Source organism: Micromonospora sp. NPDC048898 (genome assembly GCF_043198035.1).
GTDB lineage: Bacteria > Actinomycetota > Actinomycetes > Mycobacteriales > Micromonosporaceae > Micromonospora.
Genome location: NZ_JBICUF010000001.1, coordinates 727500 through 741327 on the forward strand (window position 1 = coordinate 727500; position 13828 = coordinate 741327).

The 13828-nt window shown below is 70.7% G+C and carries 12 protein-coding genes; 8 read left to right on the forward strand and 4 right to left on the reverse strand.

Features of this window, described 5'->3' with window-relative positions; genetic code table 11:
• Positions 1–47: 47 nt before the first annotated feature.
• The 3 genes from ACGFIQ_RS03425 to ACGFIQ_RS03435 all read right to left on the reverse strand — a co-directional run bounded on the left by ACGFIQ_RS03425 (position 48) and on the right by ACGFIQ_RS03435 (position 2813).
• Complete coding sequence (locus ACGFIQ_RS03425; RefSeq protein ID WP_393238496.1) at positions 48–1043, reverse strand: expansin EXLX1 family cellulose-binding protein; 996 nt, start codon at positions 1041–1043, stop codon at positions 48–50.
• Positions 1044–1156: 113 nt separating this feature from the next.
• A complete protein-coding gene (locus ACGFIQ_RS03430) occupies positions 1157–1975 on the reverse strand; it encodes an MOSC domain-containing protein (RefSeq protein WP_393238499.1) in 819 nt (272 codons plus the stop codon).
• Between the two features lie 4 nt (positions 1976–1979).
• Entirely contained in the window at positions 1980–2813 is an 834-nt protein-coding gene (locus ACGFIQ_RS03435; protein ID WP_393238502.1) for an O-methyltransferase, read from the reverse strand.
• Positions 2814–2929: 116 nt separating this feature from the next.
• Between ACGFIQ_RS03435 and ACGFIQ_RS03440 the strand changes: the two genes are divergently transcribed.
• Entirely contained in the window at positions 2930–3997 is a 1068-nt protein-coding gene (locus tag ACGFIQ_RS03440) for an LCP family protein (protein ID WP_393238505.1), read from the forward strand.
• 176 nt (positions 3998–4173) lie between these two features.
• The gene (locus ACGFIQ_RS03445) at positions 4174–5649 is read left to right on the forward strand and encodes a sugar transferase (RefSeq protein ID WP_393238508.1); all 1476 of its coding nucleotides are present in this window, start codon (positions 4174–4176) and stop codon (positions 5647–5649) included.
• Between the two features lie 109 nt (positions 5650–5758).
• Here ACGFIQ_RS03445 and rfbB read toward each other — a convergent pair whose 3' ends face one another.
• A complete protein-coding gene (rfbB, locus tag ACGFIQ_RS03450; protein ID WP_393238511.1) occupies positions 5759–6760 on the reverse strand; it encodes a dTDP-glucose 4,6-dehydratase in 1002 nt (333 codons plus the stop codon).
• Positions 6761–7089: 329 nt separating this feature from the next.
• Between rfbB and ACGFIQ_RS03455 the strand changes: the two genes are divergently transcribed.
• The 6 genes from ACGFIQ_RS03455 to ACGFIQ_RS03480 all read left to right on the forward strand — a co-directional run bounded on the left by ACGFIQ_RS03455 (position 7090) and on the right by ACGFIQ_RS03480 (position 13822).
• Positions 7090–8358 carry a hypothetical protein gene (locus ACGFIQ_RS03455; RefSeq protein WP_393238514.1) on the forward strand — a complete coding sequence of 423 codons (1269 nt, stop codon included), beginning with the start codon at positions 7090–7092 and terminating at the stop codon, positions 8356–8358.
• A gap of 1 nt (position 8359) precedes the next feature.
• A complete protein-coding gene (locus ACGFIQ_RS03460; protein ID WP_393238517.1) occupies positions 8360–9211 on the forward strand; it encodes a glycosyltransferase in 852 nt (283 codons plus the stop codon).
• Positions 9208–10287 (forward strand): glycosyltransferase family 4 protein, encoded by a 1080-nt coding sequence (locus tag ACGFIQ_RS03465; RefSeq protein WP_393238520.1) that lies wholly within the window; start codon positions 9208–9210, stop codon positions 10285–10287. Before ACGFIQ_RS03460 ends, ACGFIQ_RS03465 begins: the two co-directional genes overlap by 4 nt.
• 49 nt (positions 10288–10336) lie before the next feature.
• Positions 10337–11251: a glycosyltransferase family 2 protein gene (locus ACGFIQ_RS03470; protein WP_393238523.1), complete on the forward strand. Its 915-nt coding sequence runs from the start codon at positions 10337–10339 to the stop codon at positions 11249–11251.
• Positions 11251–12114: a glycosyltransferase gene (locus ACGFIQ_RS03475; RefSeq protein ID WP_393238526.1), complete on the forward strand. Its 864-nt coding sequence runs from the start codon at positions 11251–11253 to the stop codon at positions 12112–12114. Before ACGFIQ_RS03470 ends, ACGFIQ_RS03475 begins: the two co-directional genes overlap by 1 nt.
• An 88-nt stretch (positions 12115–12202) precedes the next feature.
• Complete coding sequence (locus tag ACGFIQ_RS03480) at positions 12203–13822, forward strand: hypothetical protein (protein ID WP_393238529.1); 1620 nt, start codon at positions 12203–12205, stop codon at positions 13820–13822.
• Positions 13823–13828: the final 6 nt, after the last annotated feature.

Below are 13828 nucleotides of genomic sequence, written 5' to 3' on the forward strand. Positions count from 1 at the left end.
GCGCCCGCGCACCAGACTGAGCGGTCAGCCCACACCAGACTGAGCGGTCAGCCCGCGCACCAGCGGGCGTTCGCCGCGACCGGCTGGGTGCTCGGCGTGCCGGTGGCCGACGCGCTCGCCTTCGCCACCTCGGCCGGGCGGCGGGCCGGCGTCGGCGTACCGGCGGGTCGGTTGCCGGACGGCCGGGCCGACGCGGACGGGCGCGGGGTGGTCGCCGCGCCGGCGGGCCCGTACATGCGGACCGCGCTGTTCTGCACCTGGCCGGGTGCCATCCGGATGCCGCCGACGGTGGCGCGGTTTCCGTACACGTCGCTGACGCGGATGGTGAACGGCCCGGCCCCGGCGCCGGAGGGGATCAGCCAGTAGTTGTAGTCCTGCCGGGCGGCCGGGCGCCACGGATCGCTGTCCCGCTGCCGGACCTCGACGGACCGCAGCGGGTTGCCGTGGTTGCCGACCCGGACGGCGAACCAGAACTGCGACGCACCCTCCTTGATCCGGAAGGTGAGCGGACCGGGCAGCGGTGGATTGACCACCGCGCGGTAGGTGACCGGGACGAGACCCTGGACCGGCTCGGCGATCCGGGCGAACGCCTCGCGGGACAGATCGAGATGCCCGGGCGCACACTCCGGGCACTGGTCCATGATCAGCACTCGGACGGTGCCCTTCGGGCCGGTCACGTCGAGGAAGCCACCGCAGGCGGCGCCGGCGGAGTATTCGGTCGGGCCGAGCGCGACGTAGAGGCGGTTGGCCGGGGCAGCGGGGTTCGAGCAGTTGCCGCCGCCGCCGTTCGAGTCGTAGAAGGTGGCCTTGCCGCTGTGGGTGGCGGTGCCGGTGGGCGGCGCGGCGGCGAGCGTCCGGCCGGCGGCGCAGGCCGGGGCGGAGCCTGACCGCAGGGTCAGGGTGAGCCCCAGTGCCGCCGCGACAACTGTGACGCCGGTGGCGACCACCCAGGGCATCGAGCGCGACGACGACCGGGGCCGGACCTCGGGAGCCCGGTCCAGGTCGATGTCGATGTCGATGTCGACAACGCTTGCGTCCGTCACGACGGCGATGCTGCCGGAACCGGGCGCGGGGCGACAAGCCGGCTAAGCCAAAGCTAAGACAGCGTCGACGGACGGTGATCGGCGCGTTCCCGATCGAGGGTCGCGGTGACCGGTCAGGGCGCGAGGACGAGTGCGGCCCCCACGGCCAGTGGTCCACTGTCGAGCGGCACCAGGTTCAGTCCGAAGAGGATCTTCTGCTGGACGTTGCGGTGGCGGCCGAGGGTGCGCAGCGGTTCCTTCGTGCGTACCCCGGTTTCCTGGTCGGTCGTGGTCACCACGCAGCGGGCGCATGGCCTGGCGGCGCGAAACCGCAGGTCACCGATGCGCAGCGATCGACCCACCCAGTCGTCCTCGGCCCAGGCCGGTGCCCCGTCGACGACCAGGTTGGGTCGGAACCGGGTCATCGGCACCGGCGGCTCGCCCACCTCGGCCAGCCAATCGTTGAGGACGTCGAGGGAGGCGGTGTTCGTCAGCAGCAGCGGGAAGGCGTCGGCGAAGCTGACCTCGTCGCCGGTGTCGTGGTCGCGGTCCTCGGCGGCCAGGTGACGGGTCGGTCGGGCCAGCCAGACCAGCCGGACCGGTCGGCCGAGCAGCGCACCGAGCCATTCGTCGGCCGCTCGACCGGCCGGCAGAGCCGGGACCGGGATGGTGCGGTGGCGGAAGGTGCGCACCGCGACCGGATCGCCAGCGGTCGGCTCGGGCACGTCGAGGTCGGGCCGCCCGGCGGCGCGCAACACCAGACCCCCGGGGCGAACGGTGGCGTGCAGGCCGACCAGCCGGGTGGTGTCCCGCTGGGTGACGCCGACGCCGTCGGCGTCGACGACCATCCAGCGCCGGTCGCCGGCCAGGCCCCACGGCCGCACGAACGCGCCGTCGTGGTCGAGCCGGTGACAACCCTTGACGGGGTACGTGTGGATCGACCTCAGCCGCACCTGGCTACCATGCCACGCCGATGCCGTCGCCGGGGTACCAGTGGTTGGCGGGGCTCTCCCGGTAGGCGAGGAACCGCCGGCCGGTGCGCTCGGCGTGCTCGCCGAGCACGTTCGTGCTTGTGACGTTGTCGGTGAGCAGGATCGCGCCGGGTGCGAGCTTCGACTCGACGGCGTCGAACTCGCGCTTCTCGTGGGCACGACTGTGGTCGCTGTCGTGCAGGAACAGGTCGACCGGGCGGTCCAGTGCGCCGATCGCGGCGATCGAGTCGCCGATCACCAGGTCGACGACGTCCGACCAGGGTGCGACCCGGGCGAGGTAGCCGGCCTCGGGGTTGATGTCCAGCGAGGTGACCCGCCCGGGATGCCCCTCCTGCGCGTTGCGTAGCAGGGCGGCGGCCAGGACGACGGTGCCCAGCCCCTTGTCCACACCGGTTTCCACGACGTGTGCCGGTCGGGTGGCTCGGACGATGGCGTACCAGCCGATCCGGCGGGCGTAGCGGACCTGCCGGTCGGCGAGGCCACGACGGGCGGCTCCGGCGGTGGCCTGCTCGATGTGTCGCCGCAGGGCCTGGTCGGACTCGATCTCGTCGAGCCATCCACGGACCTGCCGGACCGGCCTGTCGCAGACCACGCTGACGAACCAGGCGAGGTGGTGACGACTGAGCGTGGTCAGCTCGTACGTGTAGTTGTGATGTTCCCGGGAGGTGACCAACCACCGGGCCGAGATGCGCAGCACCTTGGCGTCGTGGCGGACCACCCGGGCGAGCCGCTTCGGAAAGGCGGCGACCGGGGCGAGTGGCGTGCGGGCGATGGCTCGGCGCAGTTGCGTGGCGTCCACCGCTGCTTCATAGCAGGTTCGTGCCAACGATCGTCGGAAAAGTTTCGGTCGCGTCGCGGAGCCGATGACCCGGACGGGGGTACATCCCTGTAACCGGGAATCAGTAGCATCGCGGCATGCAGTATCGCCAAGAGTACGCGGAGCCCGAGACCCAGTTCATCGCGCCGCAGCAACCATCGGAGCCGACCAAGAAGGTGCGGCGGAAGCGTCCCCGGTGGCAAAAGGTCGCTTTGATCACCTTCGTGGTCCTGGCGTTGCTCGGCGGTAGTGGCATGATCGCCGGAGGTTTGTACTTCCGCTCCATCAACTCCGGCATCGAACGCGTCGACGCCTTCGACGGTGTGCCGGAGGCCGACCGCCCGCAGGTTGGTGAGAACGCCCAGGGCGCCATGAACATCATGATCCTCGGCAGCGACTCCCGCGATCCGGGCAACGAGTCCGGCTCCCGCACCGACACCATCATCGTGGCCCACCTGCCCAAGGACCGGTCCAGCGCCCAGCTCATCTCGATCCCCCGGGACACCTGGGTCAGCGTGCCGAAGTCCTCGAACGGCCGGGGTGGCAAGGACGCGAAGATCAACGCGTCGTTCGCGTGGGGTGGCGTGCCGCTGCTGGTGCAGACGGTGGAGAAGTTCACCGGCGTGCGCATCGACCACGTGACGATCGTCGACTTCAGCGGTTTCAAGGAGATCGTGGACGCGCTCGGCGGCATCACCGTGGACGTGGAGAAGGGCTTCACCACCCTGTACGCGCTCAACGGCAGCCGGACGTTCAAGGCCGGGCGGCAGAAGATGGACGGGGCCGCCGCGCTGGACTACGCACGCGAACGGCACGCCTTCGCCGACGGCGACTTCGCCCGGATCAGGCACCAGCAGCAGGTGATCAAGGCGATCCTGGACAAGGCGGCGTCCGGCGGGACGCTCGCCAACCCGGCCAAGCTCAACTCCTTCGTCAAGGCGACGGCGGACGCGGTCGCCGTGGACAAGAAGTTGAACCTGATCGATCTTGCCTCCGAGATGCGTGACCTGCGCAGCGGCAACCTGACGTTCCTCACCTGCCCGGTGAAGGGCACCGGCACGATGGGCACCGAGAGCGTCGTGCTCGCCGACAAGGAGAAGGCAGCCAAGGTCTTCGACGCGGTCCGCAACGACAACGTTCCGGGAATCCTCTCCGCCGCAAAGTAGGAGGAGGAACTGACTTGCCGGCTATGGTGACTCGACCCGGTCGATCGTAGAGTTCGGTCGCCCTCACGGTCGGGACGCGTGACCGAGGGCATTCACGGGGAGGTCCACTAGTGCCAGGCCAGCCGGCGACCAGCCATTCGTCCACGCCGCCGCCAGTCGGCGGGGAGGAGACTGACATGCCGGGCGACGGGGCTCGCCTCTACGGCGGCGCCCCACCCGTGCCCCAGACCAGGGAGCCGCGGGTTCGGGCGCAGGCCAAGGTCGAGAGGCCCGGCCTGGGCACCACGGCCGTCCTCCCGTACGCGCGGTCCCGCACCTCGTCACGGACCCGGTGGCTGCGGGCCTGGATGATGATCGCGCCCGTCGATGCCGTCGCGCTCATCGCTCCGCTGCTGCTGACCCAGAGCTACTGGCGCGGGACGATGGCCAACGCGGCCCTGACCGTGGCCCTCTTCGCGGCCGGCGGCCTCTACCGGCCGCGCCGGCACGTGAGCATCCTCGACGAGCTGCCGAGCCTCTGCGGGCGCCTGCTGGCCGCCGCCTCGGTGGTGGCCATCATCGCGGCCGAACGCCACGCCTCGGTGGCGTACGTCGGCGGGTTCATGCGCGGCGTCGCACTGTCGGCGTTGCTGGTGATCCTCGGGCGCGCGGCCAGCAGGTCGTTCACCGTCCTGTCCCGCAAGCGTCGTTGGGCGGAGCACAACGCGCTCGTCGTCGGCGGCGGCCCGATCGGCCTCGAAATCGCCAGGCTGCTGCGCCGCTACCCGCAGTACGGCCTGCGGTACGCCGGCTGTGTCGACGTCGCGTCGCGCCAGGGTAACGGTGCGCTGCCGCTGAGCGGGTCGATGTCGGACCTCGAACACCTCGTCCGGTTGACGGAGTGCGAGGTCCTGATCATCGCCGACCCGGACTGCGACGAGACCACGCTCATGGAGACCCTGTTGCAGCCGCGCAGCTCCCGCTGCGACCTCTGGGCCGTGCCGCGCCTGTGGGGCTCACGCTCCCACAGCGGTTACCCCGACCACATCGGCGCGTTCCCGATCGTCAAGATCGGCGACATCACGCTGACCGGCCCGCGGTGGGCCATCAAGCGCGCGTCGGACATGCTGTTCGCCGGGGTCGCGCTCCTGCTGTTGAGCCCGGTGCTGCTGCTCTGCGCCCTCGCCACGTACATCGACGGTGGCAAGGGAATCTTCTTCTACCAGGAGCGGATCGGCCGGTACGGCAAGCCGTTCAACGTCATCAAGTTCCGCTCGATGCGTCCGGTGAACGAGCAGGAGTCCCAGACCAACTGGTCCATCGCGCACGACAACCGGGTCGGCCCGATCGGCCGGTTCATGCGCCGGACGTCGCTGGACGAGCTACCCCAGTTGTGGAACATCCTGCGCGGCGACATGAGTGTGGTCGGGCCACGACCGGAACGGCCGTACTTCGTGGAGAAGTTCTCGGCGGAATACCCGGACTACGCGGCACGCCACCGGGTTCCCGTCGGGCTCACCGGGCTCGCGCAGGTCAGCGGCCTGCGCGGCGACACCCCGATCTCCGACCGGGCCCGGTTCGACAACTACTACATCGAGAACTGGTCGCTGTGGCTGGACGTCAAGGTGGTGCTTCGCACCGTCTCGGAGGTCTTCCGCGCCGGAGGCCGCTGACCGAGGACACAATCGGACCGAAGACACAATCGCCGCGGGTGGTGGCGCCGACGATCTCGACACGTCGGCACCACCACCCGCGGCGTTGTCAGCTCAGGCGGTTGTCAGCTCAGGCGGTGGGTGTGGTCTTGAGGGGTTCCCACCAGGTGCGGTTGTTCCGGTACCAGGTGACGGTGTCGGCGAGGCCCTGGTCGAGGGTGATGCTGGGGGTGTAGCCGAGTTCCTGGTGGATTTTGGTGATGTCGAGGGAGTAGCGGCGGTCGTGGCCCTTGCGGTCGGTGACCGGGACGACGCGGTCCCAGTCGGCGTCGCAGGCGTCGAGGAGTCGGCCGGTGAGTTCCTTGTTGGTCAGTTCGGTGCCGCCGCCGATGTTGTAGACCTCGCCGGCGCGGCCCTTCTGCTGGACGAGGGCGATGCCGCGGCAGTGGTCGTGCACGTGTAGCCAGTCGCGGATGTTGCCGCCGTCGCCGTAGAGGGGGACGGTGGCGCCGTCGAGGAGGTTGGTGACGAACAGGGGGATGACTTTTTCGGGGTACTGGTAGGGGCCGTAGTTGTTGGAGCAGCGGGTGACGACGACGTCCATGCCGTGGGTGCGGTGGTAGGACAGGGCGAGCAGGTCGGAGCCGGCCTTGGATGCCGAGTAGGGGGAGTTCGGTGCGAGGGGCCAGGTTTCGGTCCAGGAGCCTTCGTCGATGGAGCCGTAGACCTCGTCGGTGGAGACGTGCACGAAGCGGCTGGTGCGGTGGCGCAGGGCGGCGTCGAGCAGGGTCTGGGTGCCCAGGACGTTGGTGGTGACGAAGGGGGCGGCGCCGGCGATGGAGCGGTCGACGTGTGATTCGGCGGCGAAGTGCACGATGACGTCGTGGTCGGCGACGACCTCGTCGACGATGGTCGGGTCGCAGATGTCGCCCTGGACGAAGCGCAGTCGCGGGTCGTCGCGGACCGGGTCGAGGTTGGCCAGGTTGCCGGAGTAGGTCAGTTTGTCGAGCACGGTCACGACCGCCGGCTCGAGTGGTGGCACGCCGTCGGCACTGCCGAGGGGCTTGCCCAGCAGCAGGCGAACGTACTCCGACCCGATGAATCCGGCTCCGCCGGTGACGAGGATCCTCACGGGTCCGAGAGTCTACGCCGGCCGACTGGCGGTGACCGCAGGTGTTTCGGCATTATCGGGTTAGGGTCTGTGTCAAAGTCCTCGGTCGAGCCGAGGCGGAGTCCAGGCGGCGATCCGGCAAGGCGGAGATTCGTCCGGATACCGGTGTTGTATCCGGACGAATCTCCAACGCGGCCGGTCGTCGTCTGGGCCCGCCGCAGGCTGGCCAGGGGCTTTGACACAGACCCTAGGGGCCACCTGGTCGATTGCAGGTGTAGCGGCATTCGGGTAGAAAGTGCCAGCGAAGTACGACTCGTCGTGCCCGCACGTAACGCATCTATGGGGGGCGAGTGAACGGCGTGTCGCTGGTCAATACCGCTCGGCCATCGCCGGATCCCGGCACGAAGCCATCGCCCGGACGCCGCGCACTGGGCCTGCTGCGACGGCTCATCGCACCCGAACGTCTCTACATCGGCGCGCTCGGCCTGACCGGGTTGGCGGCGGTCCTGTCGGTGGCGCTACCGCCCGCCGAGCGCGGTGAACTCTCCGCGAACATGGTGAGCGCCACACTGGGCGCGGCCGTCGGTGGCCTGTCCCTGGACACCTTCCTGCTGTCCCGTCCGGGCGGCTGGGTCTTCTCCCGGGGGCGCCCCTGGGTCCTCGCGATGTTGGCGGCCTCGGTCCTGCTCTCCGTCGTCGCCGCCGCGGTGCTCACCACGGTGGCCGGGCTCGGCAGCTACCTGGTCGGCATGGGCTCCGCGGCCGGTCTGACGATCTTCAACACGGTCTCGTCGATCGCGCTGCGCCAGAAGAGCTTCATGGTCGTCTACGCGATGCGCGCGGCGAGCGGCGCGGTCCTGGTCGGTGGCTACGTGGCGCTGTACTTCGCCGGCTACCTCGACGGCGGCCTGTGGAGCATGGTGTGGCTCGTCGTCCAGTGGGTCAGCGCGCTGTCCGTGTGTGCCCTGGTGCTGGGGATGCTCCGGCGGATCGGGCCCGCGCCCCGGCCGGAGGCCACCGCGGTGGACTACCGCGCCGACCTGGCTGCCGTCGGCAACCTGCACCTCGGGATCTTCGCCCAGATGATGACGCTGCGGTTCAACCAGATCCTGGTGGCCAGGTTCGTCGGTGCCGGCCCCCTCGGCGTGTACGCCCTGGCCGTCGCCGCGCTGGAGTTCGCGCAGGCCGGTGCCGTCGTACGGGCGCAGCGGATCCTGGCCAGCCGGGACGGCAACGACGGGCCCGACCCCACCCGGGCCGTGGTCACCGCGGCGCTGCCGGTCGCCCTGGCCGCTGTCCTCGGGCTCGGTGTGCTGGGCTACGTCCAGCCCGAGTACCGGCACGCCTGGATTCTCGGCCTCGTCCTCCTGCCCGGTTCACTGGCCACCGCGGCCGGCAAGAGCTGGAGCGCCCTGCTGCTGAAGAGGCGGGGCGAGCGGGCCACGACAGTGGTCGCCCTGATCACCCTCGGGTTCGCGATCCCCGCGTACTTTGCGATCATCCCGTGGGCGGGTGTGGTCGGGGCGGCGATCGCCTCGACGCTCGCCTACGCCGTACACGCCTTCGCCTCCAGAGCGAGCCTGCGACGAGCGCAGTCGCCGAATAATGGGACGGTTTGACATGGATGTCTCGATTGTTGTCCTCGCCTGGGAGGACTATGAGCGCACCCGCGCCTGCGTCCTGTCGCTGCCGACGGAGGCAGAGATCGTCGTCGTCGACAACGGCAGCTCCGCGCACATCCAGGAGTCGCTGAGCGCGTTCTGCGCCGAGCAGGGTGTCCAGTACGTCCAGTCCGGCTCCAACCTGGGGTACGCGCGGGGAATGAACCTCGGCGTGCGGCACACGAGCCGGGCGAACGTGATCCTCTCCAACAACGACATCATCGTGCACGAGGACGCCGTGACCCGCCTGGTGGCCGCCCTCGACGACCCGAAGGTGGGCGCGGCCTTCCCGGGCGTGGTCACCCCGTCGGGTGTGTCGCAGACCGAGGGTGGGCGGTTCCTCGGCCTGGGCGTCGGTTTCGCCCACGCCACCGGGCTGAGCATGGTGCTACCGAACCTGCGCATCGTCGCGCCGCCGGAGAAGGCGGACTGGCTGACCGGCCCCTTCGTCGCCATGCGCCGGAGCACCTTCGACGCGATCGGCGGCGTCGACGAGACGTCGTTCTTCTACTCCGAGGACATGCGGCTCTGCTGGGCCGTCCGGCAGCAGGGCCTGCGGCTGGCGTACGTGCCGGAGGCCGTGATCATGCACGAGGACGACGCGACCGCCAAGCGGCGCTGGTCCGAGGAGGAGATCTCCGAGCGGCGCACCCGGGAGTTCATCCGGGCGAGCCGGGACATGGGCGGCCGGCGGGGCCGGATCGCCACGACGGCGTACGTGGGCGGGGTGCTGCTGCGCGCTGCGGTGGGAGGGAACCCGGTCCGCCGTGCCATCGCGCGTGGCGCCGTCGAAGGGCTGCGTGCCTCGTGAAGGTGTTGTTCGTCTGCACCACGGGCGGCTCCGGCCGGCGGCAGCTCGGTGGTGCCGAGCGCATCCTGACGGAGATCATCCCGGCGCACGCACGAACGGGTCTGGACGTCGTCGCCGCGACCTCCGACGACGAGGTCGGCCACGCGCTGCGTACGGCCGGGGTGCCGTGGATCGGGCTCAGCGCGACCAGCCGGATCGACCTCGGCTACGCCCGGGAGATCCGTCGCCTCGTCAACGAGGTACAGCCGGACGTGGTCTGCGCCCACCTGCTGTCCGCCGCCATGCACTGCCGGGCGGCGCTGAGCATGGGCGGCAGGCGGACGCCGCTCGTGGTCACCCTGCACAACAGCCTCTGGCAGTACCGGGACACCGCCGGGTCGCTCCAGCAGAAGGCGCTCATCCAGTCCAACATCACGCTGGACCTGGCGATGCGCAAGGTGCGTCCACACGCGACGGTGGCGGTGTCCGAGTTCGAGGCCGCCGAGCTGCGCGAGCGGGGCGGGGTCAAGAACATCCACCTGATCCCCAACCCGCTGCCCGCCACCTGGCCCAGCCCGAAGCCCGCGCACACGCCGCAGCCTGGTCGTCGGCCGGTGGTCGGCTACCTCGGCCGGTTGGAGAAGGAGAAGGGGGCTGACCTCCTACCCGAGATCGCCTCCCTCCTGCCCGAGCTGGACTTCAAGGTCGCCGGGGCCGGCTCGATGGCGATCGCCGCCCGGCCCAACCTCGAACTCGTCGGCCGGGTCACGGCCGCCGAGTTCCTCCAGGAGATCGACTGCCTGCTGGTGCCGTCCCGGGTCGAGTCGTTCGGGCTCAGCGCGTTGGAGGCGCTGTCCCTGGGCGTACCCGTGGTGCACACCGGGGCCGGTGGCCTGGCCGAGGTGACCCGGCACGCGACGGGCACCCTGGCGTTCCAGGCGGACCTCGCGCCCGCCGCGCTCGCCGGCGCCATCCGGGAGGCGGTCGCCCACCGTGCCGTCGACGAGGGGCAGCGGGTGGCCGAGTGGTACGCCCAGGAGTACGCCTTCGACAGGTGTGTGCAGCGGTGGCAGAGCCTGTACAGGTCTCTGCTGTGACGGACCTGCCGTCGTCCCGTGATCCGCGAACAGTGAGGGAGGTGTCCCGGTGACAGAGACGTTGACGATCGTCACGGTCCTCTACCGGTCCAGCGACATGCTCGCCGAGACGCTCCCGACCTGGGTACGCGCCGCCGAGGGTCTGCCGGTGACGTTCATCTTCGCCGACAACTGGCCGCAGGACGAGTGCGCGAAGGTCATCGCCGACGCTCTGGACGACGAGCGGTACGAGTACCTGCCCGACTCGTCGAACCCGGGGTTCGCGGCGGGCTGCAACCGGGCTGTCGCGGCGGTGCGGACGAGCCACGTGCTGCTGCTCAACCCGGACGTCTGGTTGCCGCAGGACGCGCTGGTCCGCCTGTTCGCCAGCATCGCGGCGGACCCGCAGAGCCCGATCGCGGTGGGTCTCGCCATGCACGGCGGTGAGTTCGTCGGCATCGACCTGCACCCGGTCTCGCTGTTCATCGACCGGGCGGCGGCGGTGCCGCGCGGGCCACTCGGCCCGTCCGGCGGCGCGGCCGTCTTCCCCACCGCGCTCTTCCACCGTTTCGGCGGGTTCTACGAGCACCTGTTCGCCTGGGGCGAGGACGCCGACCTCGCCTTCCGCATGTACGCCGAGGGCCTGCGGACCCGACGGTTGGACTTCATGCTCCCGCACGCCGGTGGCCACAGCGTCGAGGGCGACAACAAGCTCCAGGGATTCCGGGCGTTCCTCCTGGCCCGCAACCGGCTCCTGGTCGCCGCGCGGACCTTCACCTGGCCGCTGATGCTCGTCGCGATACCGGTCCTCGCCCTGGCCCACCTGGCGCTGGCCGCCCGGCGTGCCCGTCAGGGTCTGCTCCGCCCCTTCCTGCGTGGCGTGGGACGTGGCCTGGTGGAGGGGCCCGCCGCCCGCCGGCAGTGGAAGGGCAGGCGGTTCGGTTTTGCATCCCTGATCAGCTATCTGAGAGTTCGGAGCGCGTGATGGCAGGAACGCCGTGGAGTGTCGTGACGGTCACCTACAACTCCGCCGACACGCTCCGGCGATGCTGGGGCGGCGCCAAGCCGTACGAGTGGATCGTCGTCGACAACGACTCCGCCGACGACTCGGTCGCCGTGGCGGAGGAGCTGGGCGCCCGGGTGATCCGGCTGCCGGAGAACGTCGGGTTCTCCAGGGCCAACAACGTCGGTGTCCGGCAGGCGGCCGGTGCGTACGTGCTGTTCGCCAACCCCGACCTGGAGGTCGAGCCGGCCGGGCTCGCCACGATGCAGCGCCACCTGGACGCGCACGGCGGCCTTGTCGCTCCCCAACTGCTCGCGACCGACGGCACCCCCCAACCCAACGGCCGTGGCTTCCCGTACGCCACCGCGAAGTTGGGCAACCGGAAGATCTGGCCGCTGTCGCGGATGCACGCCAACTACCGGGTGGTGGCCGACGCCGGTGAGGCCGTCTACGTGGCCTGGGCGATGGGCGCGGCGGTCGCGGCCCGCACCGCGGACTTCGTCGCGATGGGCGGGTGGAACGAGTCGTTCTTCCTCTACTACGAGGACCACGAGCTGGGGCTGCGGGCGTGGCGGCACGACATGCCCGTGGTGCTGCTCGGCGACGTGCGGTGGACCCACCACTGGGCCCGTGCGACCAACTCGTTCCAGTGGTCGCGGGCGCACACCCTGGAGTTGCAGAGCGCCCGGACCTTCTTCGGCCTGTTCCCCGAGTTCGTGGTCGGGCTGCCGACGGCCGCCCGGCGCAACCCGCAGGCGGCACGCCTGATCGGCAGGTCGGTGCCGACGCAGCGCGGTGCGGCCGAGTCCCTGCCCACGTCGGCCCGGCAGGCCGGGGCCAGCTGAGGCCGCGTCTGCAGTGCCGCCGGGCCTCGACCGGCCCGGCGCGTTGGTGTCCGCCCGTCGGGTCGACGCCTGCCGTTCCGTACTCGTGATGGGGAGCGACGTGGTCGTACAGCGGGAACGCGTGGACGTGGACCGTCCGGTCACGTCGACGACGCCGAGGCGACGCCGAGGAGTCCCGGCGGACTGGATCGCCGTCGCCGTGCTGCTGGCGCTGTTCCCGGTGGTGCACGACGTCAAGACGATGCTCACGGCCGGGTACTGGCTCGACGAGGCATGGGTGGCGCTGTCGGTACGGCTGCCGCTGAGCGACCTGCCGGCGGCGACCTCGTCCACCCCGCTCGGCTGGAGTCTCCTGCTGCGGCTGGTGCCGGACACCGACTACCTCCGCGTGGTGCCGCTGGCGTTCCACGGGCTCACCGTCGTCGCCGCGTACGCGCTCGGACGGTTGTCGCGGTGGCCGACGCGGTGGCTCGGGATCGTCGCGGGCCTCGCCTGTGCGGCTGTGGTCCTGCTCCTGCCGGCCCAGCAGATCCGTCACGACCTCAAGCAGTACACCGCGGACGCCGCGATCACCCTGGTGCTGGTGGCGCTGGGTGCCTGGACGGAGCAGACCTGGTCGCGCGGGCGGCTCGGCGTGATCGCGGCAGTGGCCGCCACCGGCATCGTGTTCAGCCACGTGACCGCGATCGCCACCCCGTGCGTGTTCGGCGGACTGCTGCTGGTGACCGCGCTGCGGCGGCAGTGGGCGCGGTTGCGGGACGTGGCCGTGGCGGCGTTCGGCGCGATGACAGTCATCGTCGTCTTCTACTTCGGCGTCTCCGCGCGCGGCAACAACGACATGATGCGGGATTACTGGGCCGACAGTTTTCCCAGTCTGACCGAGCTGCCCGGCTATCTCGACCGGCAGGTGCACGGCCTGGCACCGGTGGTGGGCGCGCCCGCTCTGCTGATCGGCGGCCTGTTCCTGGCCGGTGTCGGCACCCTCGCCTGGCGGGGCCGCCCGGCCGCGGCGATCGCGCTCCTGCTGCTGCCGGTGGGTGTGACGACGCTTGGTGTCGCCCGGTTCTATCCGCTGCTGGAGCTGCGTACCTCGCACTTCCTGCTCGTCGTGACGGGCGCGGTCGCCGGCATCGGGGTCGCCGGCCTGGCCTACGGTGGGGCCGCGCTCGTCCGCCGCGCGGTACCCCGCCTGCCGGCCACGGCGCTGACCGCGGCGGCCTGCGCGGTCCTGCTCGCGGTGTACGGCCTCCACAACGGACGCTGGTACCGGTTCGACGGCGACGAACCGGGGCTCTACTACACGGCCATCGCGGTGACCGACATCCGTTCGGCGACCCAGTACGTGGCGACGCACCGGTCCGCCAACGACGTCATCGTGATGAACGACCTGGCGTGGTACGGCTTCGCGTTCTACTCGCCGCAGGACCGGGTCGAGTTGGTCGTTCCGTACGGCAACACCGTCGGCTGGTGGATCCGGATGCCCACGCGGTCCGACGTCGTCGTGATCTCCGACCACGAGACGGCAGCCCTGCGCGCCAGCCTGGACCAGGCGCTCGCGCTTGCCGAGCAGCGTGGCGGCGGGCGGGTGTGGCTGATCCGCTCCCACGCGATGGCGCAGGCGGAGGCCTGGCAGCAGGTGCTCGCCGGCTACCGGGTCGAGCAGGCGAGCGGCGGAGTGGAACCGGTCCTGCTGATCGGCAAAGGCTGACCACAA